General features: G+C 64.1%; 22 protein-coding genes and 1 tRNA gene. 14 read left to right on the top strand and 9 right to left on the bottom strand.

Annotated features, from left to right (window positions below; translation table 11 throughout):
- Positions 1 to 399: 399 nt before the first annotated feature.
- Positions 400 to 1,545, top strand: coding sequence for a type III PLP-dependent enzyme (locus ACSQ3P_RS17935; RefSeq protein WP_436166873.1), 1,146 nt, complete (start codon positions 400 to 402; stop codon positions 1,543 to 1,545).
- Between the two features lie 246 nt (positions 1,546 to 1,791).
- Positions 1,792 to 2,343 (top strand): GNAT family N-acetyltransferase, encoded by a 552-nt coding sequence (locus ACSQ3P_RS17940; protein ID WP_436166874.1) that lies wholly within the window; start codon positions 1,792 to 1,794, stop codon positions 2,341 to 2,343.
- 73 nt (positions 2,344 to 2,416) lie between these two features.
- On the opposite strand, the gene ACSQ3P_RS17945 is transcribed toward ACSQ3P_RS17940, so the two are convergent.
- Both ACSQ3P_RS17945 and ACSQ3P_RS17950 read right to left on the bottom strand, forming a co-directional pair.
- Positions 2,417 to 2,788 (bottom strand): helix-turn-helix domain-containing protein, encoded by a 372-nt coding sequence (locus tag ACSQ3P_RS17945; RefSeq protein WP_436166875.1) that lies wholly within the window; start codon positions 2,786 to 2,788, stop codon positions 2,417 to 2,419.
- A gap of 29 nt (positions 2,789 to 2,817) precedes the next feature.
- The gene (locus ACSQ3P_RS17950) at positions 2,818 to 3,069 is read right to left on the bottom strand and encodes a type II toxin-antitoxin system RelE family toxin (protein ID WP_436166876.1); all 252 of its coding nucleotides are present in this window, start codon (positions 3,067 to 3,069) and stop codon (positions 2,818 to 2,820) included.
- A 237-nt stretch (positions 3,070 to 3,306) separates the two neighbouring features.
- Here ACSQ3P_RS17950 and ACSQ3P_RS17955 point away from each other — a divergent pair, with 237 nt between their 5' ends.
- The 7 genes from ACSQ3P_RS17955 to ACSQ3P_RS17985 all read left to right on the top strand — a co-directional run bounded on the left by ACSQ3P_RS17955 (position 3,307) and on the right by ACSQ3P_RS17985 (position 11,956).
- On the top strand, positions 3,307 to 4,167 hold the full coding sequence (locus ACSQ3P_RS17955; protein WP_436166877.1) for a carbohydrate ABC transporter permease: 861 nt from the start codon (positions 3,307 to 3,309) through the stop codon (positions 4,165 to 4,167).
- Positions 4,164 to 4,997, top strand: a complete 834-nt coding sequence (locus ACSQ3P_RS17960) for a carbohydrate ABC transporter permease (protein ID WP_436166878.1) — start codon at positions 4,164 to 4,166, stop codon at positions 4,995 to 4,997. Before ACSQ3P_RS17955 ends, ACSQ3P_RS17960 begins: the two co-directional genes overlap by 4 nt.
- A gap of 12 nt (positions 4,998 to 5,009) precedes the next feature.
- Complete coding sequence (locus tag ACSQ3P_RS17965; RefSeq protein ID WP_436166879.1) at positions 5,010 to 6,341, top strand: ABC transporter substrate-binding protein; 1,332 nt, start codon at positions 5,010 to 5,012, stop codon at positions 6,339 to 6,341.
- A gap of 141 nt (positions 6,342 to 6,482) precedes the next feature.
- Positions 6,483 to 7,310: a phosphodiesterase gene (locus ACSQ3P_RS17970; RefSeq protein ID WP_436166880.1), complete on the top strand. Its 828-nt coding sequence runs from the start codon at positions 6,483 to 6,485 to the stop codon at positions 7,308 to 7,310.
- 115 nt (positions 7,311 to 7,425) lie between these two features.
- Complete coding sequence (locus ACSQ3P_RS17975) at positions 7,426 to 8,862, top strand: homospermidine synthase (RefSeq protein ID WP_436166881.1); 1,437 nt, start codon at positions 7,426 to 7,428, stop codon at positions 8,860 to 8,862.
- Between the two features lie 89 nt (positions 8,863 to 8,951).
- Positions 8,952 to 10,079, top strand: a complete 1,128-nt coding sequence (locus ACSQ3P_RS17980) for an SEL1-like repeat protein (protein ID WP_436166882.1) — start codon at positions 8,952 to 8,954, stop codon at positions 10,077 to 10,079.
- On the top strand, positions 10,064 to 11,956 hold the full coding sequence (locus tag ACSQ3P_RS17985) for a tetratricopeptide repeat protein (RefSeq protein ID WP_436166883.1): 1,893 nt from the start codon (positions 10,064 to 10,066) through the stop codon (positions 11,954 to 11,956). Before ACSQ3P_RS17980 ends, ACSQ3P_RS17985 begins: the two co-directional genes overlap by 16 nt.
- A 221-nt stretch (positions 11,957 to 12,177) precedes the next feature.
- Here ACSQ3P_RS17985 and ACSQ3P_RS17990 read toward each other — a convergent pair whose 3' ends face one another.
- From ACSQ3P_RS17990 to ACSQ3P_RS18005, 4 genes are all read right to left on the bottom strand, one after another.
- Positions 12,178 to 13,575: an MFS transporter gene (locus ACSQ3P_RS17990; RefSeq protein ID WP_436166884.1), complete on the bottom strand. Its 1,398-nt coding sequence runs from the start codon at positions 13,573 to 13,575 to the stop codon at positions 12,178 to 12,180.
- The gene (locus ACSQ3P_RS17995) at positions 13,572 to 14,243 is read right to left on the bottom strand and encodes an LON peptidase substrate-binding domain-containing protein (RefSeq protein WP_436166885.1); all 672 of its coding nucleotides are present in this window, start codon (positions 14,241 to 14,243) and stop codon (positions 13,572 to 13,574) included. Before ACSQ3P_RS17995 ends, ACSQ3P_RS17990 begins: the two co-directional genes overlap by 4 nt.
- Positions 14,244 to 14,283: 40 nt before the next feature.
- Complete coding sequence (gene trxA, locus ACSQ3P_RS18000; protein WP_436166886.1) at positions 14,284 to 15,183, bottom strand: thioredoxin; 900 nt, start codon at positions 15,181 to 15,183, stop codon at positions 14,284 to 14,286.
- Positions 15,184 to 15,268: 85 nt separating this feature from the next.
- The gene (locus tag ACSQ3P_RS18005; protein WP_436166887.1) at positions 15,269 to 15,871 is read right to left on the bottom strand and encodes a prolyl-tRNA synthetase associated domain-containing protein; all 603 of its coding nucleotides are present in this window, start codon (positions 15,869 to 15,871) and stop codon (positions 15,269 to 15,271) included.
- Between the two features lie 197 nt (positions 15,872 to 16,068).
- On the opposite strand from ACSQ3P_RS18005, the gene ACSQ3P_RS18010 reads away from it, so the two are divergent.
- Positions 16,069 to 16,143: transfer RNA gene (locus tag ACSQ3P_RS18010), tRNA-Gly, on the top strand.
- Between the two features lie 151 nt (positions 16,144 to 16,294).
- On the opposite strand, the gene ACSQ3P_RS18015 is transcribed toward ACSQ3P_RS18010, so the two are convergent.
- Positions 16,295 to 17,188, bottom strand: a complete 894-nt coding sequence (locus ACSQ3P_RS18015; protein ID WP_436167184.1) for an HNH endonuclease — start codon at positions 17,186 to 17,188, stop codon at positions 16,295 to 16,297.
- A gap of 125 nt (positions 17,189 to 17,313) precedes the next feature.
- Entirely contained in the window at positions 17,314 to 19,053 is a 1,740-nt protein-coding gene (locus ACSQ3P_RS18020) for a DUF6119 family protein (protein ID WP_436166888.1), read from the bottom strand.
- A 318-nt stretch (positions 19,054 to 19,371) separates the two neighbouring features.
- Between ACSQ3P_RS18020 and ACSQ3P_RS18025 the strand changes: the two genes are divergently transcribed.
- The 3 genes from ACSQ3P_RS18025 (at position 19,372) to ACSQ3P_RS18035 (ending at position 21,654) form a co-directional block, all read left to right on the top strand.
- Complete coding sequence (locus tag ACSQ3P_RS18025) at positions 19,372 to 19,905, top strand: DarT ssDNA thymidine ADP-ribosyltransferase family protein (RefSeq protein ID WP_436166889.1); 534 nt, start codon at positions 19,372 to 19,374, stop codon at positions 19,903 to 19,905.
- The gene (locus ACSQ3P_RS18030) at positions 19,905 to 20,549 is read left to right on the top strand and encodes a DarT1-associated NADAR antitoxin family protein (protein ID WP_436166890.1); all 645 of its coding nucleotides are present in this window, start codon (positions 19,905 to 19,907) and stop codon (positions 20,547 to 20,549) included. Before ACSQ3P_RS18025 ends, ACSQ3P_RS18030 begins: the two co-directional genes overlap by 1 nt.
- Positions 20,550 to 20,670: 121 nt before the next feature.
- A complete protein-coding gene (locus ACSQ3P_RS18035) occupies positions 20,671 to 21,654 on the top strand; it encodes an HNH endonuclease (RefSeq protein WP_436166891.1) in 984 nt (327 codons plus the stop codon).
- 817 nt (positions 21,655 to 22,471) lie between these two features.
- Here the strand turns inward: ACSQ3P_RS18035 and ACSQ3P_RS18040 are convergent.
- Positions 22,472 to 22,936 carry a MarR family winged helix-turn-helix transcriptional regulator gene (locus ACSQ3P_RS18040; protein ID WP_436166892.1) on the bottom strand — a complete coding sequence of 155 codons (465 nt, stop codon included), beginning with the start codon at positions 22,934 to 22,936 and terminating at the stop codon, positions 22,472 to 22,474.
- Between the two features lie 218 nt (positions 22,937 to 23,154).
- On the opposite strand from ACSQ3P_RS18040, the gene maiA reads away from it, so the two are divergent.
- Positions 23,155 to 23,787: a maleylacetoacetate isomerase gene (gene maiA / locus ACSQ3P_RS18045; protein WP_436166893.1), complete on the top strand. Its 633-nt coding sequence runs from the start codon at positions 23,155 to 23,157 to the stop codon at positions 23,785 to 23,787.
- Positions 23,788 to 23,849 lie beyond the last annotated feature (62 nt).

Raw genomic sequence — 23,849 nt, forward strand, 5'->3', positions numbered from 1 at the left:
CATCCGGACAAGAGGCCGGACAGCCGCCAGGTGTTGGAGACGGATGGAGGGGGATGGATATCCCCTCAAATCACGCTCCCGGTTCCTCCCAAGGGAACTGTCACCGAACAGCGACTGGCAGCCGGAGGCGAAACCGGCGAACCCCGAATCTCCACGGGGGACGCAGCTTAAAGCAACGACGGAACGGGCTTTTTTTGGTCTCGCTGGTCCTCCAAAGACCAGCACCGAAGAGGCTTGTCCTTCATTGCCGGGCGTGCGGGGTCTCCCCAAGCGACGGTTATCAGAGTCCGGACTTAGTTGTTCGGCTGTTCTCGGCGTCTCCATCGCGCCTTGAATCGCTGACGGCTCAGCCGGCTTCACGTCGCATCGGCGCCGCTTGCGCCGGAGGAGTAGCGTCTCATGACCGAGCGCATCCGTGAATTCCTTCGCACCCGCCGTGAGGATGGGCCCTGCGTCGTCATCGACCTCGATGTCGTGCGCGAGAACTATCATGCCTTCTCGCGGGCTCTCCCCGACACGCGCGTGTTCTACGCCGTGAAGGCGAATCCCGCGCCGGAAGTGCTTGGGCTGCTGGCCAAGCTCGGCTCCTGCTTCGATTGCGCTTCGGTCGTCGAGATCGAGCTCGCGCTCGCGGCCGGCGCGACCGCCGACCGCATCTCCTTCGGCAACACGATCAAGAAGGAGCGCGACGTCGTGCGTGCCATGGAGCTCGGCGTGCGCCTCTTCGCCGTCGACTGCACGGCCGAGGTCGAGAAGGTCTCCCGTTCGGCCGAGAAGGTCGGCGTGGCGGATGCGCGCATCTTCTGCCGCATCCTCTGCGACGGCGCCGGTGCCGACTGGCCGCTCTCGCGCAAGTTCGGCTGCGTGCCCGAAATGGCCGCGGACGTGCTTGAGCACGGCCATCGTCTGGGCCTGACCGCCCATGGCATCTCGTTCCATGTCGGCTCGCAGCAGGCGAATGTGAACGCCTGGGATTCCGCCCTGGCTTCGGCCTCGGCGGTCTTCAAGGAATGCGCCACCCGCGGTATCTCGCTGTCGATGGTCAATCTCGGCGGCGGCTTCCCGGCGCGCTACCTGAAGCCGATTCCGGGCGTGCCGTCCTATGGCGATGCGATCTTCCGGGCTCTGTCGAAGCATTTCGGCAACCAGCTGCCCGAGACGATCATCGAGCCGGGCCGCGGCATGGTCGGCGAGGCCGGGCTGATCGAGGCGGAGGTCGTGCTGATCTCGAAGAAGGCCGAGAGCGATGATGTGCGCTGGGTCTATCTCGATATCGGCAAGTTCAACGGTCTCGCCGAGACCATGGACGAGGCGATCCGCTATCCGATCCGCACCACCCGCGACGGCGATGCGACGGTGCCTTGCGTGCTCGCCGGCCCGACCTGCGATTCGGTCGACGTCATGTACGAGAAGACCCCGTACATGCTGCCGTTCAGCCTGGAGATCGGCGATCGCGTGCTGATCGAGGGCACGGGCGCCTATACGACGACCTATTCGGCCGTCGCCTTCAACGGCTTCCCGCCGCTGAGGCAATACGTCATCTGACGAAACGGGGCGCGACTTAGACTAGCGCTCCTCACCAATCGGGTCCGGCGAAGCGCCCTGCCATGAGCGGCAGGCCGCCCGCAATTCGGGCGGAGCAATCATGCCTCCAAGAATGGAGTGCTCGATTGTGGCTCCCGCCGGACCCTCTATCCCACATCGTTTGTCATTTGTGGCCGCGTTCGCGCGGCGCCGGGAAGGTCTGCGCAACCTTGGTTGTCTTGCAGGCGCTCCGGCCGGAGGTGCGTCATGATCACGATCCGCGAGGAAATCCCCTCCGATGTCGCGGCCCGCGAGGCCCTGCTCGATCTGTGCCTCGGCGAGCGCCGGGCGGCGAAGTCGAGCGAGCGCCTGCGCGAGGGCCGGCTGCCGGCGCAGGGTCTCGCCCTGACCGCCGAGCGAGATGGCGTCGTCGTCGCGACCGTGCGGCTCTGGCATGTCGAGGCCGGCGGCGTCCCGGCGCTGCTGCTCGGCCCGCTGGCCGTCGCGCCTGAGCTGCAGGGCGAGGGCGTCGGCAAGGCGATGATGCGGGAGGTGATCTGGCGCGCGGCCTGCCGTGGCCATGGCGCGATCCTGCTCGTCGGCGATGCGCCCTATTACGAGCGCTTCGGCTTCTCGGACGCGTTGACGCGCGATCTCGCCATGCCGGGCCCGGTGGAGCGCGAGCGCTTCCTCGCACTCGAGCTGCGCGACGGCGCGCTCGCCGGCGCCAGGGGCATGCTGACCGCGACGGGGCGTCTGGACGCCGCGCCGGCCTTGGCCGTGCCGGTCTTGGCGGAGCCGATCCGGCGCGCCGCCTGATCAGGTTCTAGGTCTTGCCGTCGCCACCCGGAGGCCCCGAGTGGCGACGGGCCTGGGCGTGGTCGGGCTCGCTTCAGACAAGGTCGTCCAGGCCGATGCCAAGCGCGTCTGCGAGCTTCTTCATCGTCTCGATCGTGCCGCTGCGCTTGCCGGTCTCGATCTGCGAGAGATAGGACTGAGCAAGCCCGGCTTTCTCCGCCAGTGCAGCCGCGCTCAAGCCGCGATGATCACGCCAGACGCGGATGCGGTTTTCACCGTCGAGGATACGGTTGGCGATTTCGGAGGGGATCAGTTCTTCCTCGCCCAGGGCGAGCCGCCGCTCGAACGCATCGACTGCGGCCATGTCCCTGGCGTCTTCGGCGGCGCTGATCAGTGCCAGATAGTCGGCTTCCGGCAAGACCACGAGCGTGTCGCCAGTGGGTGTCTTGAGCGTCTGGACGGTCATGTCTCGGTTCTTCCCATCATCAGTTTCCGTCAATCATAGACGTCGCCTCGCGGGCCGACCTTGATGACGGCGACGACGCGTCCGTCATCCCATATCACCCGCCAATCGCCGACCCGCAGGCGCAGAAAACCCGGCCTTCCCGTCAGGGCGCGAATATTGTTGGCCTGAGAGGCCGGGTCGGCCGCGTAGCTCTCGATCTTCCTGCGGATCTGCATCGCCGTATTGGCCGGGATGCGGGCCAATGTTCTCAAGGCGTCTTTGCTATACGCGATGGATCGCATTCCATGAGTATCGCATATCGCTACTAAAAAGCCCAGAGACTAACCCGCTCGACGCGCTGAGAGAGGCGTCTTCGGGACCAAGAGGATATGTCACGCTACTGTCATGGCGTCGTCACCTGTCCGTCGCCCATCGCCGCCATGACCCCCGCCAAAGGTGGGATGATGGCGGACGCGGTACTTGTGACGGGAATGGCAACGCAGTGGCGGGTCGCGAAATGGCGGCCGCGGCGCACGACCATGCTTGCCTTCGCGATGCTGGCGCCCTCGCTCCTGTTCCTGGCGCTGTTCACCTATTGGCCGGTCGTCGAGGTCGCCTGGCAGGCGCTGCACAACCAGCGAAAAGTCGGCGGGCCGCAGGTCTATGTCGGCCTCGACAACTTCCTCAAGCTCTTCGCTGACGCAGCCTTCCGCAAGGCGCTGGCCAACAACCTGGTCTATGCCTTCGGCACGGTGGTTCCGAGCCTCGTCCTGGCGCTCGGCTTCGCCATGGCGCTGGCTAGGTCGAACCGGGTCAATACGCTTGTCCGAGCGCTGTTCTTCCTGCCGGTCCTGATCCCGCTGGTCGCCGCGGCCTCGATCTTCCTGTTCCTGTTCCTGCCCAATGTCGGCCTGCTCGACTACCATCTCGCCAAGCTCGCTTTGAGCGGGCCGAACTGGCTCGGCGATCCCGATGTCGCGCTCTACTCGATCATGGGTCTGACGATCTGGAAGAATGCCGGCTACTACATGCTGTTCTTCCTGGCGGGCCTCCAGGCCGTGCCGGCGGACGCCTATGAGGCGGCGATCCTCGATGGCGCCGGCCCCTGGCAGCGCCTGCGCTACATCACGCTGCCCTATCTCAAGCCGACGATCGGCTTCGTGCTGGTGATCGGCCTGCTCAATGTGGTGACGCAGGTCGACCACGTCTTCGTGCTGACCAAGGGCGGGCCATCGGATTCGACCAATCTCCTGCTGTTCTATGTCTATCAGCAGGCGGTCGAGAGCTATGATGCGGGCCGCGCCGCGGCGGGCACGCTGGTGATGCTGGCGCTGCTGCTCGCCATCACCGCATCCTCGCTGCGCACGCTCGAACGCTCCTTCGGGGAGCGCGAGGCATGAGCGTCGCCAATCGCGAGATCTCGCCCAGGCTCGGTTATGGCGCCACGCTTGCTATCGCGGCGCTCTGGATGGTGCCCTTCATCTGGATGCTGGTCGCGGCCTTCAACCCCGAGAGCATCGGCGCCGGCATGGCCTCGCTGGTGCCGCGCTATATCCCGACGCTGGCCAATTTCGCCGAGGCCTGGGGCTCGGCCGATTTCCCGCGCTACACGCTGAACACCATGATCATCAGCTTCGGCATCCTCGCCGTCCAGCTCGTCACGGTAACGTTAGCCGGCTATGTCTTCGCACGGGTCGAGTTTCCCGGCCGCACGCTCTGCTTCTATCTCTTCCTGCTCCAGCTCATGCTCGCGCCGGTCGTGCTGATGGTGCCCAATCTGGTGATGGTCGCCAAGCTCGGGCTCTACGACACGCTGCTTGGCGTGATGGCGCCCTATTTCGCCTCGGCCTTCGGCACCTTCCTGATGCGCCAGGCCTTCAAGGTGATCCCGCGCGAGCTCGAGGATGCGGCGCTGATCGACGGCGCCAATGTCTGGCAGCGCATCGGCTTCATCTATCTGCCCCTGGCGAAGCCCTCATTGATCGCCTTCTCGATCGTCTCCGTCACCGCGCATTGGAACGAGTTCCTCTGGCCGTTGATGGTGATCAATTCGCCCGATCTTCGCCCGCTCACCGTCGGGCTCGCGAGCTTCACGCGCGGCGCCGAGGGCGCGCAGGCCTGGGGCGTCATCGCGGCCGGCACGCTTCTGGTCAGCGCACCGCTGCTGATCGCCTTTGCGCTGTTCCAGCGCGCCTTCGTCAATTCCTTCGTCTCATCCGGCATCAAGTAAGAGGTAGCCAACATGACGACCACGCGTCGCTCCGTCCTCGCAGGCGCGGCTCTCGCCGCGAGCTTTGCGCTCCAGCCTGCCTTCGCGCAGGCCCCCACCGAGATCGAACTGTTCTTCCCGGTTCCGGTCGACGGGCAGCTCGCCCGCGACATGGCCACCATGATCAAGGAGTTCAACGAGAAGCATCCCGCGATCAAGGCGACGCCGGTCTACACTGGCAGCTATGACGAGACGCTGATCAAGACCCGCGCCGCGATGAAGGCCGGCAAGCCGCCGGCGGCGGCGATCATGTCGGCGAACTTCCTGCTCGACCTCAAGATCGAGGGCGAGATCCAGCCGCTCGACGGGTTGATCAAGGCCGACAGCAAGAGCAACGACCAGTTCATGGGCCAGTTCTTCCCGGCGCTCTACGGCAACGCCGTGCTCGACCGCTCGGTCTATGGCGTGCCCTTCCACAATTCGACGCCGCTGCTCTACATCAATGCCGACCACTTCAAGGAAGCCGGCCTCGACCCCGACAAGCTGCCGACCAACTGGGAAGAGCTCGCTGCCGCCGCCAAGAAGCTGACCAAGCGTGAAGGCGACCGCGTCACCCGCTGGGGCATCACGATGCCCTCCAATTACGACTACGGCGGCTGGATCCTGCAGGCGCTGACCCAGTCCAATGGCGGGCAGTGGTTCAATGTCGATTACGGCGGCGAGGTCTATTACGACACCCCGTCCATGCTCGGCGCTCTGACCTTCTGGTCCGACCTCGTCGCCAAGGCCAAGGTTCATCCCGCCGGTGTGCAGGCGGGCGGCGCGGTCTCCAGCGCCTTCCTCTCGGGCCAGTCCTCGATGGTGCTGCTCTCGACCGGTTCGCTGACCCATATCCGCGGCAATGCGAAATTCCCCTACAAGGTCGCCTTCGTGCCCAAGAACGTGAAGAACGAGGTGCCGATCGGCGGCGCCTCGCTCGTCATCCCGACGGGTGTCGAGGGCGCGCGCCGCGAGGCTGCCTGGACGCTGATCAAATGGATGACCGCACCCGAAAAGTCCGGCTGGTGGAGCCGCGCTACCGGTTATTTCGCGCCGAACATGGCCGCCTATGACCTGCCCGAGATGAAGGAGTTCCTGGCCAAGAACCCGGATGCCGGAATCGCGGTGAAGCAGCTCGCCTTCGCCAAGCCGTGGTTCGCGACCTACAAGACCGTCCCCGTCCGCAAGGCGATCGAGGACGAATTGCAGGCCGTGCTCGCGGGCAAGAAGTCGCCGAAGGAAGCGCTCGTCGCGGCGCAGAAAACCGCCGACGAGGTCATGCGCCCCTATGTCGAGCAGACCGCGCTGAAGCTGCCGACGAATTGAGGCCGGCCGCCTGCGCACAACCGTCATGCTCGCCCTTGTGGCGAGCATCCACGTCTTGAACACCAGCCTCGGCAGATGAAGACGTGGATGGTCGGGACAAGCCCGGCCATGACGGCGCAGCTGCCATCTCAGAGACCAGCCATGCTCATTGCCCATATCACCGACCTGCATGTCCGCCCGCGCGGCAAGCCGGCCTATCGCGTCTCCGAGACCAATACGTTGACCGAGCGCGCGCTCGACGCGGTCGCCGCCCTGCGGCCGCGTCCCGATGTCCTCGTCATCACCGGGGACCTGACGGATTGCGGGCTGGCCGAGGAATATGAGTTGCTGCAGAGCCTGCTGAGCCGGCTCGACATGCCGGTTCTGCTGTTGCCGGGCAATCACGACCGCCGCGAGACGCTGCTCGCCGGGCTGAAGCTCGATCCGCATACCGTACGCGATGGCGGCTTCATCCAGTTCGTCGCCGATCTCGGGCCGATGCGCCTGATCGGCTTGGACACGCTGGTGCCGGGGCAGAGCTTTGGCGAGCTCTGCTCGGCGCGGCTTGCCGTGCTCGAACGGGCGCTCGCCGAGGCGAACGGCAAGCCGGTGGCGATCTTCATGCACCACCCGCCCTTCGATTGCGGCATCGCGCATATGGATGCCATCCGCCTGCTCGAGGGCGCGGCGGATTTCGCCGCCATCGTCGCGCGCCATCCCAATGTCGAGCGCATCGTCTGCGGCCATCACCACCGGCCGATCGTGACGCGCTTTGCCGGCACCATCGCGCAGATCGCACCCAGCGTGACGCATCAGGTCACGCTCGATCTGAGCGATGACGGCGCCGCGACCTTCCATATGGAGCCGGCGGCCTATCTGCTGCATCGCTGGCGCGAGGGCGCGGGCTTCGTCAGTCACACGGCCTATGTCGAGCGTTTCGCGGGGCCGTATCCCTTCGTGCTCGATGCCGATTATCCCGGGGCCCATTAGCAGAACCGGCCGGTCAGGATTTGACTCAAGGAGCGCTTCCCCCCTACGAGCCGGCGATGGCCATGCAAGGCCATTTCCACCAACGACGCGCAATCGCGAAGGAGACAACCCGAGAATGAGCAACTGGCCTGTACACGGAAAGATCACCGGCCCGATCGTGATGATCGGCTTCGGCTCCATCGGCCGCGGCACGCTGCCGCTGATCGAGCGGCATTTCGAGTACGACCGGTCGCGCTTCGTGGTGATCGCGCCCGACGATGCCGATCGTGACCTGCTCGACGAGCGGGGCATCCGCTTCATTCAGGAGGCGGTGACGCAGGAGAACTACAAGACGCTGCTGGAGCCGCTGCTCACGATCGGCGGCGGCCAGGGCTTCTGCGTCAACCTGTCGGTCGATACCGGCTCGCTCGACATCATGCAGTTCTGCTCCGATCTCGGCGCCCTCTATATCGACACCGTCAACGAGCCCTGGCTCGGCTTCTATTTCGACCACAGCAAGGGCGCGGCCGAGCGTTCCAACTATGCGCTGCGCGAGGCCACGATCGGGGCCAAGCATGCCCGCCCGGCCGGCACGACCACGGCGGTTTCCTGCTGCGGGGCGAACCCCGGCATGGTCTCCTGGTTCGTCAAGCAGGGCCTGCTCAACATCGCCGCCGATCTCGGCCTGCAGGTGGCAGAGCCGAAGACGCGCGAGGAGTGGGGCAAGCTCGCCCAGCAGGTCGGCGTCAAGGGCATCCATATCGCCGAGCGCGACACGCAGCGCGCCAAGCACCCCAAGCCGCGTGGCGTCTTCGTCAACACCTGGTCGGTCGAGGGCTTCGTCTCCGAGGGCATGCAGCCGGCCGAGCTCGGCTGGGGCACACATGAGACCTGGATGCCGGAGAACGGCCGCGAGCATGAGGCCGGCTGCAAGGCCGCGATCTACCTGCTCCAGCCCGGCGCCAACACCCGCGTCCGGAGCTGGTGCCCGACGCCGGGGCCGCAATACGGCTTCCTGGTGACCCATAACGAGTCGATCTCGATCGCGGACTATTTCACCGTGCGTGACGAGAAGGGCCAAGCCGTCTACCGGCCGACCTGCCATTACGCCTATCACCCCGCCAATGACGCCGTGCTCTCGCTGCACGAGATGTTCGGCAATGCCGGCCAGGTGCAGGAGGAGCAGCACATCCTCGAGGAGGACGAGATCGTCGACGGCATCGATGAGCTCGGCGTGCTGCTCTACGGCCATGGCAAGAATGCCTATTGGTACGGCTCGCAGCTCTCCGTCGAGGAGACGCGCCGGATCGCGCCCTATCAGAACGCCACCGGCATGCAGGTGACCTCGGCCGTGCTTGCCGGCATGGTCTGGGCGCTGGAGAATCCGAAGGCCGGCATCGTCGAGGCCGACGAGATGGATTTCCGCCGCTGCCTCGAGGTGCAATTGCCCTATCTCGGGCCGGTCACCGGCGCCTATACCGACTGGACGCCGCTCGACAACCGCCCGGGCTTCTTCCCTGAGGATATCGACGAGAGCGATCCCTGGCAGTTCCGGAACATTCTGGTGCGGTGAGACGCGCTATCATGGGCCGGCCGCATCTCTTGGAGACGCGGCCGGTCCTTTCCCCAAAATCGCCGTCTTTCGCCGCTTGCCTGGGAATCATGCTGCGCCTGGCCTTGCTATGCCTTGCGGTTTCGCTCGCGCTCGCTGCGCCGGCGAGCGCCGCTCCTGATCTCGCAGAGTTGCAACGCCGCGCCGATGGCGGCGATGCGGCAGCCTTGTTCGCGCTCGGAAAAGCCTATCAGCATGGCCTGGATGTGCGGCACGACCAGCAGAAGGCGCTGGCCTTCTACCGCCGGGCCGCGGCGCTCGATCACTGGCCTTCGGTCAATAATCTCGCCGCCGCCTATGAACGCGGCGACGGCGTTCGCACCGACGCCGCGCGTGCCTTGGCGCTGTATGAGCGGGCTGCCGCGGCGGGCTATGCGGTGGCGCAATACAATCTGGCGGCAGCCCTGCTGAAGGCGAAGCCGACTGAGGCCGAGACCGATCGCCGTGCCGCCGGGCTGCTGCGCCAGGCGGCCGAGCAGGGCCATGTCAACGCCGAGCGTGGGCTCGCCGAAATGCTCCAGAACGGCCGCGGCGTGGCGCGCGATCCGGCTCAGGCCGTCGACTGGCTGCGCAAGGCGGCGGCTGCCGGCTGCGCCCCGGCCAAGACCTCGCTGGCGCTCGCCTATCAGCGCGGGCTCGGCCTGCCCGCCGATCTTTCGGTTGCGGTCGCGCTCTATCGCGAGGCGGCCGAGGCCGGCGATCCGGCGGCGCAGCATAATCTCGGCCTGCGCTATGCCCGTGGCGAGGGCGTCGCCCGCGACGATGCCGCCGCGCTCGGCTGGTTCCGCAAGGCGGCTGACCAGGATTTCGCCTATTCGCTCAATGCGCTCGGCGTGATGCATATGCGCGGAACCGTGGTGGCGCAGAATCTCGGCGAGGCGCTGCGATTGTTCCGCCTCTCCGCCGAGCGCGGCAATGTCGACGGCCAGACCAATCTCGGCGCCTTCTACCGGGACGGCACCCGCGTCCCGGCAGATCCGGTGCAGGCGCTGATGTGGCTGACGCTGGCTGCCGCGCAGAACGGTGCGGATGTGCGCAGCGCCCTCGACGGGCTGAAGCCGAAGCTGACCCCGGCGCAGATTCGGCGGGGCGAGGAGATGGCGCGCAGCTGGCGCCCGCGCCCGGCGGCTGCCGGTAGCGGCGCCACAACCCAGGAGAGGGCATGCGAGAACGAGTGAAGCGTGCTCTCCATATCGGTCGGGCGAGCTTGCTCGCATCGGCCGCCTTGCTGTTTGGGCTGGGCGCGGCGCAGACCGCATCCGCCCAGAGCAGCCGCGAGGCGCGCGCCTGTTTCTCGGTGCGCGACGAGGCCGGGCTGTGGAAGCATTGCCGCGCCGCTGTCGGCATCGCGCGGGAGGCGCCGGCGGTCCGGGCGCGGGCGCATGGCCGCCTCGCCGATCTGTTCCGTCAGCGCGGCGACCAGGAGCGGGCGATCCAGGAGCTGAACGCGGCGATCGCGCTCGACCCCGACACTCTGCGCTATGTCTCCAACCGGGCCGTGGCCTATTCCTATAAGGGCGAGCGCGACCGGGCGATCGCCGATTACGGCCTGATCATCGCGCGCGATCCGCGGAACTCGCTGCATTACTTCAACCGCGGCGTCGAATATGCCGATGGCCGCGAGTTCGATCTCGCCATCGCGGATTTCAGCGAAGCCATCCGGCTCAAGCCCGATTTCCACGAGGCCTATGACAATCGCGGCGCCGCCTTCTTCCTCAAGCAGGATTTCACGGCTGCCGAGGCCGATTTCGACAAGGCCCTGACGCTGGACCCGAAATTCGCCAATGCCCGCTATAATCGCGGCGTGCTGCGCCTCGAGCAGGGCCGGCTCGACGATGCCCTGAAGGATCTCGACGAGGCGGTCAGGCTCGTGCCGCAGGACGCTTCGGTGCATGTCAAACGCGGCAAGGTGCTGGCCCTGAAGGGCGACGACCAGCGCGCGGTCGCCGAATTCTCGCAGACCCTGCGCCTGGCGCCGGGCTCGACCGAGGCCCTGCAATTGCGGGCCGAGGCGGCGCTGCGCCTGAAGGAGCCGGCACGCGCTGTGGCCGACTACACCAATCTGCTGCGCTTGCGCCCCAATGACGCTGCGGTGCTCGCCGGGCGCGGCGAGGCCTATCGCGCGAGCGGCGATCTCGACCGCGCCATCCTCGATTTCAACGATGCGGTGCGGCTGGCGCCGCAGGCCTTGCAAGGCCTTCTCGGCCGGTCCCAGGCCAAGGCGCAGCGCGGCGATCTCGATGGCGCGCTCGCCGATGCGCAGGCGGCGCTGGCGCTCGATCCGGCATCGCCCGGCGCTCTCACGGTGCGCGCGAGTGTCCTGGCACAGCGGGATCGCGCCGAGGAGGCACTCGTCGATCTCGACAAGGCGCTGCTGCGCGCGCCCGACACGGTGGAGGCGCTGCGCCTGCGCGCCGAGATCCTGACCCGCCAGCAGAAAGTCGATCAGGCGCTGGCCGATTACGACTACCTGATCGCTCGCGAACCGGCGAATTCGCGGCTCTACTGGTCGCGCGCCTTCCTGCGCGCCAGGCTCGATGACTTCGACCGCGCCATCGCCGATCTCGGCCGCGTACTGGAGCTGGATCCGGGTAACCCCGGCGCCGTGCTGTTCGAGCGGGCGAGATTGCGCGCCCGTAAGGGCGATGCCGAAGCGGCGATCGCCGATTTCAACGCCGTGATCGATATCGGCCAGGCGAGGCTCGCCGCGGCCTTTTACGAGCGCGGGCGATTGATGGCGGACAAGGACGATTTTGCAGCCGCGCTTGCCGATGTCGACAAGGCGCTTGCGCGCGGCGTGGACGAGGCGACGGCGCATAATCTGCGGGCCTGGTCATTGTTCAAGCTCGGCCGCGCCAGCGAGGCCCTGTCATCCGCCGACAGCGCCATCGCGAAGGCGCCCAGCGCGGCCTACGCCTATGACACGCGCGGCCATGTCCGGGAGGCGCTCGGCCGTCGCGACGAGGCGATCGCCGATTACCGGCGCGCGCTCTCGCTCGATTCGCAGCTCCAGGAGGCGCGCGAGGCGCTCAGGCGGCTGGGCTTGTCGCCTTGAGGCCACCCGGGCTTCTTCCCCGAGGACATCGACGAGAGCGATCCCTGGCAGTTCCGGAACATCCTGATGCGGTGAGGGCTGTCATCCCGTGCGCGCTGCGGCATGCAATGCCGCGGCGCAGACACGGGACCGCGTGACGAGCAAGGCTCTTTCTGACCGATGCGGTCCCGCATCTGCGTCGCAGCACTTCGTGCCGCAACGCGTGCGGGATGACCCGCGCCCTACAGCCCGCGTTTCACGTTGACGCCGGCCAGCAGCGCCCCGCCTGCCAGGAAGAAGGCGATCAGCACAGCCAGGCCCGCGCGCTGGCTGTCGAAGATCGTCGTCGCCAGCGCCACCAGCGTCGGCCCCATGAAGGATGTGACCTTCCCCGAGAGCGCAAACAGCCCGAAGAACTCGCCGACGCGGCCCTCGGGCGCGATCCGCGCCATCAGGCTGCGCGAGGAGGCCTGCAAGGGGCCGGCGACGAGGCCGATCAGGAGCCCCAGGCCGAGATAGACCCGCTCCGGCAGCGAGGCGAAGAGGCCGTCGCCGGGCGTGGCGGGAGCCGCAGTGACCACGAAGAGGATATGGTCTGATCCGAGCGAGAGGATGCCGAGGCAGGCAATCAGCAGGCAGGCGATCGCGCCCAGCACCACGGGCTTGCCGCCGATCGCATCGTCGAGCTTGCCGCCCAGCCAGGCGCCGAGCGTGCCGGTGACGGTGAGCAGGATGCCGAAGATGCCGAGTTCGATGGTCTGCCAGCCGAAGACGCCGGCGGCGTAGATGCCGCCAAAGGCGAAGAGCGCCACCAGCGCGTCCTGATAGATCATGTTGGCGAGCAGGAAGCGGCCAAGCGATGGCAGGCGCGGCAATTCGGCGAGCGTGGCTTTCAGCCGGCCGACGCCGCCCTTGGCCGCTTCGCCAAGCCGCATGCCGGTCTTGGCCGAATCCGGCGTCAGCCAGAACATCGGCGCGACGAAGACGATGAACCAGAGCGCTGTCAGCGGCCCGGAAAAGCGGTCGCCCTCGCGGGCCGCGGCGTCGAGCCCCAGGATCGGCGTCAGCCCTGCCAGGGTCTTGCCGGTCTGCGGGTCGGCTGCAAGCAAGGCCAGCGTGATCGCCAGGGAGAGCAGGCCGCCGAGATAGCCGATCGCCCAGCCGGTGCCCGAGAGCCAGCCCAGCCGCTCCGGCGGGACGAGCCGCGTCATCATCGCATTGTTGAAGGTGGTGGCGAATTCGGCGCCGATGGTCGCGATGACGAAGCCGGCGAGCGCGATCGGCACCGCCAAGCTAGAGCCCGGCACCGCGAACCAGAGCATGCCGGAGCCCAGCACCAGCAGCGCCCCGAAGGTCGCGATCCAGGGCTTGCGCGGGCCGGTGCGGTCGGCGATGCCGCCGAGCAGGGGCGAGAGCAAGGCGATGCAGAGGCCGGCGAAGCCGGTCGCATAGCCCCAGAGCGCCTGGCCCTCGATCGGGTCCGAGGCCAGCGCCGCGGCGAAGAAGGGCGCGAAGACGAAGGTGGTGATCAGGGTGAAGAAGGGCTGGGCCGCCCAATCGAAGAACAGCCAGGCCGTGACGGCGCGACGCGGCGGATAGCTGATGGTTTGCGCATCCGCGCTCGCGACGGCCAGGTTCACTGCAGCGTGGTCTCCGGGGCGCCGCCGCCGCGCGCGATCTCGATCTCGGTGATCGCAACCAGCACCTCGGCACGGTTCTTCAGGCTGGGCGCCTCCAGCAGCGCCTGTTTTTCACGCGGGCCGAAAGGGCACATCATCGAGAGCGCGTTGACCAGCGCCTCGTTGGGCGCCTCGTTGACGCCTTTCCAGTCGATCTTGAGCTCATTGGCCTTGGCGAAGGCGCGCAGCGCCTTGAGCAGGCCGTTGCGATCGACCTCGTCCTCGCCGGCCCGGGCGGTGAAGTCGATCAGGAAATCGTCATAGGAAATGCGGGCCTGGCGATAGGGCGTGCTGACCGTGAGCTCCTCGACGATCCGGAAGCGGCTGATGCCGGTCAGCGTCAGCACATAGCGGTCGTCGCCGGTCTCGGCGAATTGCGTGATCCGCCCGAGGCAGCCGACCTTGAGCAATTCCGGCTCGCCGGTTTGGCGGCCATTCTCGGGCTCGGGCTGGATCATGCCGATGACGCGATGCGTGCGGATCGCGTCATCGACCATGGCGAGGTAGCGCGGCTCGAAGATGTTGAGCGGCATCTGCCCGCGCGGCAGGAGCAGGGCGCCGGCCAGCGGGAAGACAGGGATCACCAGCGGGCAATCCTGCGCTCCGTTGTAGACGGCATTCATGCCCATCTGCGGTGGCTCCTTAGTGCTTACGAGACCCTGGACGGCTTTAAGAGAACAGCAGGGTCGAGAGCTTGCGGCGGCCGGCCTGGCTGTTCTCGTCCATCGGGCCCCAGGCCTCGAAGAACTGCAGCAACTGCTTGCGCGCGCCATCGTCGTTCCAGGTTCTATCGGCCTTGATGATGGCGATCAGATGATCGACCGCCTCCTCGCGCCGGTCGCGGGCGTTCAGCGCCACGGCGAGGTCGAAACGGGCCTGATAGTCCTTGGGATCGGCCGCGACCCTGGCTTCCAGTTCGGCGGTGTCGCCGAGCGAGGCGGCCTGTTCGGCGAGCTCGATCGCGGCCCGCACCGCAGCGATCGCCGGGTCGGCCGCCTTGTCCTCCGGCGTCATGGCCAGGATGCCCTTGGCACCTTCGAGATCGCCCATATCGAGATGCAGGCGGGCGAGGCCGGCGATGGCACTGAGGTTCTCGGGCTCGAGCTCGAGGACCCCGGCATAGAGTTCGCTCGCACCAGCGGCGTCCCCGGCCTCGATGGCGGCTTGGGCGGCCGCGATCAGTTCCTCGGCCTCGCCCGGCCCCACCGGCCCGACCAGCTTCTCGATGAAGGCCTTGACCTGGCTTTCGGGCTGCGCGCCCATGAACCCGTCGATCGGCTGGCCCTGCTTGAAGGCGATCACCGCGGGAATCGACTGGATGCCGAGCTGGCCGGGGATCTGCGGATGCTCGTCGATGTTCATCTTGACGAGCTTGACCTTGCCCTTGGCGTCCTTGACCGCCTTCTCGATGATCGGGGTCAATTGCTTGCAGGGGCCGCACCAGGGCGCCCAGAAATCGACGAGCACGGGCTGCGTCATCGATTCGGTCACGACATCCTGGCGGAACGCTTGCGTCGTGGTGTCCTTGATCAGGCCGGGTTGTTCGGCCGCATCGCCATTGACCAGCATGGGTCGTCCTTCGTCGCTATCAGATCGTCGGAATTAGAGCATTGCGCGAAAAACTGGGTACCGGTTTTTCGCAGGAGCAATGCTCTCAAATTTTAGCCTCGGACCGGGCCATTGCCGCAATCCCGCCCATAGATGGGGAGGATGAGTCGTTCTGTCCATTGGGAGAGGTCGGCAAACCGTCGGGAGGGATCGGCAAATCGACGATCATGGGCTCATGGCCGGTGCCGCGCAGGAAGGCGAGCATATCGTCGCGGCCGATTCGCAGCGTCGCAGTGTTGATCAGCGGGTGGAAATTCATCTCGCCGCCGGTCATCAGATTGGCGTCGAGCACCATGGTGACCTCGTTGGCGCGGTCGTTGATCACGGCGAAGGCGGTGACCGAGCCCGGCGTGACGCCGAGCTTCTCCAGCAGCAATTCGGCCGAGCCGAAGGACAGCCGCCCGCTCGCGCCGATCACCTCATGCAGGCGCTTCAGGTCGATGCGGGCGTTCTCCCGCGCCGAGACCAGGAAGAGCCGGCCCTTCTTGTCCTTGAGGAACAGGTTTTTGGAGTGCAATCCCGGAACCTTGCCGCGCAGCGACGCCGATTCCTCGACCGTGAACACGGCCTGATGGTCGAGCCGGTGGAAGGACAGGCCCTGGGTGGAGAGATGGGCGCAGAGTTCGTCTGGCGTCAGGGGAGCGGGCATTGCGGCTCATATGGGGCTTAAGCGGGTCGAAGCGATGCCTAACCATGTGCTGAGCCCAGCGGCAAGCTCAGGCCGAAGCGGTCAGGCCTGCGAAAAGCCGGGGTTGTGAAATTTGTTGGATTTAGGCGCTTGCGCTGCGCTCCGGATTGGGGCAATAAGCCGGCCTCGCGCCGGCAACGACGCGACCATGTCCTGACGCGGGAGTAGCTCAGGGGTAGAGCACAACCTTGCCAAGGTTGGGGTCGAGGGTTCGAATCCCTTCTCCCGCTCCAGGACATCTTAGCTTTACAGACTGCCAAAGGCGCCGGGTTTTCCGGCGCTTTTTGCGTTTTGGGGCTGGGAGCGCACGGGAGATCCGGCGCGGGTTTTCGAAAGACCACGGTTGCCGTGGTTACAAGGCCAGGCGATGTCCTCGGCGCGATCTCACTGCTTGAAGCAGTTCTCCCGGTGCCACTTCAGAAACGGTGGGTGCGGTCGCTCGCGCGGCTTCATCGGCGCGAAGGCGCGTCCCGTCCTATTGATGAAACTGCGAATCCCACCCGGGTCGTTGGCTTGTCGCGACACCAGGATGTCGAGATCGTCGGACAGGCTGATGAGGCCACGGTCGAACATCCAATGGGCAGTGCCTGAGAGGGCGATGCCGTTGCTGACGATGTCGGGGCCATGTGCTGCGACGGGGCGGATATGGGCGGCCGCGACCTCGGCACGCCCACCGCCATTGATGAGCTTCAGCCCAGTCACCGCGCAGCGCTCGTCATAGGCGCGCAGGACGACGCGCCGGAACACCCGATCCCGGACCAGCCGCGATGTGATCAACGTCAGCCGCTCACGCTCTTGATCGAACGCGAAGGGCGTCTGCTCCTCGGCGAAGCCGGAAAGGGGTTGATCGACGCGCGGTAGCAGTGGTTCGTTCTCGTCGAGGCCGAGAGCCAGGATGTGGTCGAAGTCGACCGGTGAGATCGCGCGCACGGCCGCCTGGGCTCGGCCCGATATCTGCCCCTGTTCATTCAGGACGCCGCGCTCGACGACGCCATTCGCATCGCTGAAGGGGACAGGACGGGCGAAGTCGAGATAGCTGTCTGGCTCGATGATCGCGATGAACATGTCAGGCGCGGCAGGGTCCGGGATCACCTGCTGAACCCTGGCAATGGCGAAATATCCGCGCGTCTCGGCGACCTTGCGCGGCTCGTAATAGATGATCCAATCGCCAATACAGGCCTGCACGCGGCCGAGATACTGGCGCGGGAACTGATAGCGCTCGGCAGGGCTGTCGTCGTAGATCGAATCGTGACGGTGGATGAAGACGCCGAAGGCCATGCCGGTATGATAGCGCGACATTCAGAGTTGGCGAGACCGATCCGATAACCTGCTCTGGTAGTGCGCCAAAAGAAGGGCTTGGCGCTGTGTCGGGAAGCGTACATTCCGCTGACGTGGGAATCTACTCACGCGGCCTGTGCTGGCGCCTTGGCGGTACGGAAGCGGGTGAGATGCACCGGCACGAAACGAACGATGATGTCCCTGAACTTGCAGACTTTGCGCAGATGCTCATGCATCAGCTTCAACTCGTAACGCGCGATAAACGGTATGTCAGATGGGCTCGGTGGCGGCTCCCTTTGGTCGTAGAGCAGCCAGAGGCAGACGCGGTAGTCTTGCCCCTTTAAGTCCTCAATCCGCTCGGAAATGCGGGCCAGATAATCATCCTTGCGCGGGTTGTTCGATTTAGCGATGTGCCCCCGGATTTCGGCTAGGAAGGTCTCATCGCGCAAGAAGGACTCACAGTAGAACTTCGCCTGCGAGAATAGGTAGTTCATCGAGGCCGCATCCTTCCATGGCTTGCAGTTCACGATCCGGATGACCCCATCGTCCTCTAAGTCAAGAATGTCGCAGAACTCCTTGTCGCGACGCCCGGTCCCGATCTTCAGCTTAGCCCGATCAAACTTAACGTTCGAAGGGCGGAGAGCGCAGACCTGGTCGTTAAAAATCCGCTCCTCGTTGCGCATGGCTTGAGGGTTGCTGATATCGATGCCGGCGTAGACCGCTTCACAGGGCTCGACCCGCAGAGCCTCAATGAAGGTTTCTATGGCCTTGTAGAAATCGACATCAATCTTTAGCCAGCGACCATCGCTGAGGATGAAGTAGCAGCCGTCGAGCTCATGCTCGAAGTTCAGGCAGTCGTAAACGTACCATTTCTTCCAAGACAGCACTCGGTTCTCCACCGGTGAGTAGGCATAGATTTTCTTGTGCTTGAGTTGGTCTATAGTGACGCCGTCGAGCGGCAGGCAATCCTTCAGCTGCGCTGGATCGAGGAACGCGTGGATGATGTCATCGCGTTTAGCGTGGTTCGAATAGCTAAATCCGTACTCTTCCTCTGACACGAATTCCGGAATGCCTATGTTCAGCCGATAGAAGTCGCGCGCCTGCAGTGCCTTGATAAGGGCATCGTCGAGTTTGGCAGTCTGCTCCTCGTTCGCCGGGCGGAAATTCTTGTAGTTGGGAAACAGCGTGGCAAAGTCATGGCTGACGAATGCCTCTAGGAAGCTCCGGCATTGAACGATAATCTTGTCCCAACTCAGCTTATCTTCGCCGATCACCTTGACGGTGAGGCTGTTCCGTCCTTGCAGTGTGACTTTGCGATCGCCCTTCACGTGGGCTGAGATGTAGCGAAGGTCTTCCGCCTCGTTCATGCCGAAGGCAAAAGTGTCCGCTGGCTTGGCGACCTGACGGTCAATGTGCGTCGGCGTAATGGTGTTGCTCTGGCTCCTAGTCTGGCGAATTTCCTCATTGCCGCACAGGTTCATCGCCGTGCGGATGCCGAAGTCAGGCTCCAGTGCCCTACTAAGTAGGCAACTGGAGGCGCTTCGCCCAAATACGGCGGCCAATAACCGCCCGTCCAGCGCGATTAGGATCAATCCGTTTGGACTGCGGCTGGTCGCCGAGAAATTTAAAGGAGCCGCCGCCGACAGCTGCTCATTGGCGAAATCCAGCCACGGCGGATTGGATTTCTTGGATACGTGCTCGAAGTACAGAAAACGGCATGCCGCGTGGCCGACCTCGAAGTCGTGCGCTTGATACGCTACTTGAGCGGTGATCGCCGCCTCCGAATCGATAATGGTGTCGAAGGTCTGGTCTTGCTTGGCCAGGTAAAACGAAATCTGAGCAAGTTCGGCGTTTTCTTTGTCCATGATGCCCTCCCTGGCTACATCGCTAACACAAGGCCAGGCTGTGAACATCGAATTCTGAGCGCTATACGAGCGCTTGCCCAGAAATCCCCCTCAGACATTGTCACTAGAGATCTAAGCGCCACTAGCTGCCATACCCCTCTGCCAGAAAGCGGACAGACACGCTGACTCGGCCATGGCTATAGCTCCGCTGATGCGGGAGAGCCGGTGACGACTGGCCTTCGCAAGTTGGCGGCCGCTAATGGAGGCATGACGATACACCTAACGCATAGGTTGTCAGAGCGCTCCTTCTCGCCGTTAGATGGCGCGGGGGGGCCAAAAATGACAGTCGACGAACTGGTAAGATATATCGCCGCGAGCCCGCAGCATCAGCATCTCTACCATTTCACGGATGAAGGGAATTTCGAGGGAATCAACAAGTACGGCATCCTGTCGAAGGCAGAGCTACGCGCCAAAAGCCTTTGGCCGCCAAGCGCTACCGGTGGAAATGATCTAAGCCAGAGGCTGGATTTGGAGCGGGGGATCGATCCATACGTCAGCCTATGCATGACCCGAAACCATGGCATGAAGTTCTTGGCGCAACAGGCCGGGCGGCTTCCAAAGCCGCACTATCTCGGCATCAGTCCAGCGGTGCTGGCCACTCCAGGAGTGAAGGTCGCCCTTGGCGTGGCCAACGCAAACGGCGTATTGATCTTGCCGATAGCCGAGGCGATCGCCCATATGGACATTGAGGTCCTCTATAGTCGGACCGATTGGAACGACGCGGCGATCCAGACGAGACTGCGCACAGCCGAAAAGTTCGAAGTGCTCGTTCCAACTTTGGTACCCAGGGCAATGATCATGGTGCGTTACTAGTGGCCAGCAGACCGGTATTCATTCCGACCCTAGCGGGCGCCCAACTGACCCATGAGCGATCCTTCGAGTTCAACTGGTCCTCGGGGTTCGCAGAAAGTCAGAAAAAGAAGAACGTCGTCGCGCTGCATAATGCCGCCAAGCGCGCCGGTCTGGAAAACGTCCTCGAAATCTCGACAAAATCCGATGTCGAGGTTGGCCGCAGGCTGAGCGCCTTCAGCCTCAGGATCAATCTGCAAGGGTTTCAATACCCCCTGGAAAGCGTCTACCAAGGCTCGAAGGTCTTCGAGCGTCAGGGACCGTTCCCAGAGATATTCGAATTCCAGCCGCGCGAGGCGAAACGCTTCATCCGCGAAATCGACGCCGGCAACCTGGTCGGTTTTGAACTGGAGACGAAGCGCTTCCCGCTCAGCCCGAAGAACGCTTACTATGACTGGCTCTATATTCGAGCCTTGGCCGGGCATTCCGAGTGGATTGCGGCGAACATCGATTACGACGGCTACACGGACATTGAGTTTAATCCTGAGAAACAAGTCAACTGCCAGGCACGAGCTTTCGCAGAACTCAAGAGTCTCTCCGCAAGATCAGAGCTTGAGCAGGCGGTAGGCGACTTTGACTATTTTGCATCCAGGTTATCGCCGATTTAGGCGGCCTTTTCTTGATACGTCTTTACCATAAAGATCGCCAAGGCTCCGGCCATGTTGACAGCTGGGCAGCCAATTCTGCTCAGCGCGATCATCTTCAATTGTCGCCGTTTCCAGCCGTACAATGCCCTTGCTCATCAAAGATTTGAAATACCCTGTCACTGTATCCAAGGCCGATTGGCTCGCTGCCTCGACTTGGCTTGGCTTCACCCCAGAAGACGGCGGCCTGAAAGCCAGAAACCTTCGGCAAAGCACCATCCAACGTCAGTTCGGCAGAGGGTACGTGCTTGAATACATCGTCAAGAATTTCGGCCAACCAAATCCGGGATTCGAGCGCGATCCCGATTTCCTAGCCGAGCGAGCAGCACACAAGGCTATCGCCGGTAGGCTTGTGGGGATTCACAAGCTCCGCACAACATCGAGACCACTCGAACAGATTCTGGGCGCTATCGAATTCAAGAAGATCCAAGATATGTGGGCGGATCCGGACCAACGTTGGCGGTGGTCAGTAGCTTTCCCGATTGTTGAGAGCTATTCAATCGTCGGAAATCCGATCGCCGCTGAAGTTTTCGGCGAGGATTCCTACCACCGCCTGTATAAAAGACCGTCCGCTGTTCTGAGAGATCTCAATGACGCTGATCGCGAAAAGATTGCGATGCTCGAAATTGAGATCATGCCATCAGAAAATGCATGGATAGGTATTGAGGACGAATTCGCACTCGCGGATGCGAGTCCGATAAGCAGACGTTTTGCCAAGGATTTAGACGAAGACTTCTCGGCCGGCGCGTTTGAAGGAATAGAGGAAGAGCGTCGTAGGAAAGTGCGCCGACGTGCTGTTTGGCTCGCTGGCAAGTTTATCAGAATGAGAATTCGAGACGGGAAGCTCTTATGCGACGAGTGTAGTTTCGACCCCGCACCGTTATTTCCTTCGGGGCTAATCAGACCGCGATCTTTGCTTGACGTGCACCACAAAAACCCGCTCGATGAAGGGATTCGTTACACGACGACGGGCGACTTTGCTCTGCTCTGTCCAACTTGTCATCGCGTCGAGCACGCCCGCCTGCGGGAAGCCATCGCGCGCACAAGCTCGCCGGCCGGGTCTCTCTAACGCTGCTCCTCAGAGCCTTCGCTCCCGACCTCGACAGGTCGCCATTCATAAATCACCGTGTCGAGCGCCGGATCCAATTCGCTAGGACGCATTGCTTCAATGACACCCGTGCTTCGATTCCGAAGCTCAATTCGTTGATGGTCGACCGGGCGACTGGGTTGCTGCAGCGCCCCTTGAGTGAGCGGCCACCATACGTATGTGCGGTCGCTGCTCGTCATCGCCGAAGCCCTTCATGTACCTCAAACCACGGTATCGTCGTCATGATCCTCGGCGCAATGGGGCAGGCATCTGGCTGGAAGGGTATCGCCAATAGTCAGGCCGTTTCCCGCCTTCGTTTAGTGTCATCAACCTTCTTCAGGTGCGGCGATTCCGTTGCTAGCATGAGCTGTCGCGCATAGATCTTAGATGCATCAACGGCGGCTTCTTTGGTGATGATTGTGTCGAAGTAGGCCGCGTGAATGACTGTTACGATCAGTACGACGAGAAGGCCCCGATGAAAGCTGCCTTGGAGATTGATGGGGGTAAGCCAAAGCCGGCGCCCAATGCGAGCGGACCAACGCCCCACAGAAACCCGCACGCGGCCACCCCAAAACCCGCCACCGCGCCTAATAATGAAACGTCCAGAGCAGGCTCTCGCTCAGCCCCTTCAGCGCCTCGACCGCATCGGGGCGCTCGCGTGCCAGCGTGGTGATCCGCGATCAGACGTCCGGCGATATATGCCTCCAGCATTTCGGCGGAAGTCTTGTCGACCACGGATGTCTTGTCGTCACGCATGAGCCACGCAGGGTCACGATCGGCCGTGACCACGGCCCGGTCCTCAAGACGTTTCCTGGAGGCGCCCTGCGCTGACATGCAGCTTGGTCAGGATGAGATCCAAAGCGCGCCTCTCCTCGGCATCCAGCACGCTGGTGAATTCAGCCTCGAGCGAGCGCGCCATCGGCAGGATCCTGCCGTAAACATCGCCCCCCTTGCGGGTCAGGTTCAGCATCTGCGCGCGTTTGTCCTCGGGGTGAGGCTTTTGCTGGACGAGGCCGAGATCCACCAGCCGGCCCGCTGCGCGGCTGACCTTGACGGGGTCCATCTCGGTGCGGGCGATGATCTCTTTCGTCGAGCATTTGTTCAGCTCGCCGAGCACGGCCATCACCCGCCATTCGGGGATGCCGAGGCCGAAGGCGGCGCCATAGCGCGCTCCGAAGGCGCGGCTGATGCGCTCGGCCAGGATGGAGAATCGATAGGGCAGAAAACGCGCCAGCACCAGCGGCTCGTCCGAAACGGCAGGCATATCCGGATCCTTCCCATCGCCCCTCTGGGAAAATTTCCGGTCAGGCGGCTTGTTTGATTTCATATGAAATGATATTAAATGGCCGGGATATTGATATCGTATCCAACGTTTCTCGTTGCACATAGGGGGAAGTCGTGGCGCGCGACGGCACAGCGCAGGATCCGGATCGCTCAGGCCTCGACGCAAATACCGCGCCTTCGGGCGGGGAGGGAGCAGGGGTGCTCACCCTCCACGGCTATTTTCGCTCGAGCGCGGCGTGGCGCGTGCGCATCGCGCTCAACCTCAAGGGCCTCGCGGCGACGCATGTCTCGCACCATCTGCGCCATGGCGAGCAGCGGGCGCCGGATTTCCTGCGACTGAATCCGCAAGGATTGGTTCCCGCTCTGGAGCTGGCCGGAGGCGTTCTGACGCAGTCGCTGGCGATATGCGAATGGCTGGAGGAAACCCATCCGATGCCGCCGCTGCTGCCCGAACATGCGCTGCCTCGCGCGCGCGTGCGGGCCTTTGCACTCGCTATCGCGGCGGACATCCATCCCGTGCAGAATCTGAGGGTTCTGGCGCGGCTCCGGACACTCGGTTTGCCCGAGACCGCGGTCACGGGCTGGGCTCGCGATGTCATCGAGGACGGGCTGAAGGCCTGCGAAGCGCTGCTCGTCGGCGCGCCGGGGCCGTTCTGCTTTGGCGCCTCGCCCACTCTGGCGGATATCTGTCTCGTTCCGCAGCTTTCCAACGCCCGCCGCTTCGGCTGCGATTTGTCGGCCGTGCCACGCCTGCTGGCGGCAGAAGCGAGCTGCATGGCACTCGCCGCTTTTACTGAGGCCGCCCCTGACAAGCAGGCGGATGCCGAGTGAGGCGCCGCGCTGCCATCTGCTTCAAGATCGAACGCCGCCAATCCAAACACCGGCAACAAAAG

The organism is Allobosea sp. LjRoot9 (assembly GCF_964252745.1).
GTDB lineage: Bacteria > Pseudomonadota > Alphaproteobacteria > Rhizobiales > Beijerinckiaceae > Allobosea.

Excerpts from the sequence above, each read along its gene's own strand:
- trxA (WP_436166886.1), bottom strand. The coding sequence starts at position 15,183 with ATGCTGGTCAATGGCGATGCGGCCGAACAACCCGGCCTGATCAAGGAC.
- ACSQ3P_RS18040 (WP_436166892.1), bottom strand. The coding sequence starts at position 22,936 with ATGCCTGCCGTTTCGGACGAGCCGCTGGTGCTGGCGCGTTTTCTGCCC.
- ACSQ3P_RS18025 (WP_436166889.1), top strand. The coding sequence starts at position 19,372 with ATGACAGTCGACGAACTGGTAAGATATATCGCCGCGAGCCCGCAGCAT.
- ACSQ3P_RS18005 (WP_436166887.1), bottom strand. The coding sequence starts at position 15,871 with ATGCCCGCTCCCCTGACGCCAGACGAACTCTGCGCCCATCTCTCCACC.
- ACSQ3P_RS18020 (WP_436166888.1), bottom strand. The coding sequence starts at position 19,053 with ATGGACAAAGAAAACGCCGAACTTGCTCAGATTTCGTTTTACCTGGCC.
- ACSQ3P_RS17950 (WP_436166876.1), bottom strand. The coding sequence starts at position 3,069 with ATGCGATCCATCGCGTATAGCAAAGACGCCTTGAGAACATTGGCCCGC.
- ACSQ3P_RS17955 (WP_436166877.1), top strand. The coding sequence starts at position 3,307 with ATGCTTGCCTTCGCGATGCTGGCGCCCTCGCTCCTGTTCCTGGCGCTG.
- ACSQ3P_RS17945 (WP_436166875.1), bottom strand. The coding sequence starts at position 2,788 with ATGACCGTCCAGACGCTCAAGACACCCACTGGCGACACGCTCGTGGTC.
- ACSQ3P_RS17985 (WP_436166883.1), top strand. The coding sequence starts at position 10,064 with ATGCGAGAACGAGTGAAGCGTGCTCTCCATATCGGTCGGGCGAGCTTG.
- ACSQ3P_RS17975 (WP_436166881.1), top strand. The coding sequence starts at position 7,426 with ATGAGCAACTGGCCTGTACACGGAAAGATCACCGGCCCGATCGTGATG.
- ACSQ3P_RS17995 (WP_436166885.1), bottom strand. The coding sequence starts at position 14,243 with ATGGGCATGAATGCCGTCTACAACGGAGCGCAGGATTGCCCGCTGGTG.
- ACSQ3P_RS17970 (WP_436166880.1), top strand. The coding sequence starts at position 6,483 with ATGCTCATTGCCCATATCACCGACCTGCATGTCCGCCCGCGCGGCAAG.
- ACSQ3P_RS17940 (WP_436166874.1), top strand. The coding sequence starts at position 1,792 with ATGATCACGATCCGCGAGGAAATCCCCTCCGATGTCGCGGCCCGCGAG.
- ACSQ3P_RS17980 (WP_436166882.1), top strand. The coding sequence starts at position 8,952 with ATGCTGCGCCTGGCCTTGCTATGCCTTGCGGTTTCGCTCGCGCTCGCT.
- ACSQ3P_RS17965 (WP_436166879.1), top strand. The coding sequence starts at position 5,010 with ATGACGACCACGCGTCGCTCCGTCCTCGCAGGCGCGGCTCTCGCCGCG.
- ACSQ3P_RS18015 (WP_436167184.1), bottom strand. The coding sequence starts at position 17,188 with ATGGCCTTCGGCGTCTTCATCCACCGTCACGATTCGATCTACGACGAC.
- ACSQ3P_RS17960 (WP_436166878.1), top strand. The coding sequence starts at position 4,164 with ATGAGCGTCGCCAATCGCGAGATCTCGCCCAGGCTCGGTTATGGCGCC.
- ACSQ3P_RS17935 (WP_436166873.1), top strand. The coding sequence starts at position 400 with ATGACCGAGCGCATCCGTGAATTCCTTCGCACCCGCCGTGAGGATGGG.
- ACSQ3P_RS18035 (WP_436166891.1), top strand. The coding sequence starts at position 20,671 with ATGCCCTTGCTCATCAAAGATTTGAAATACCCTGTCACTGTATCCAAG.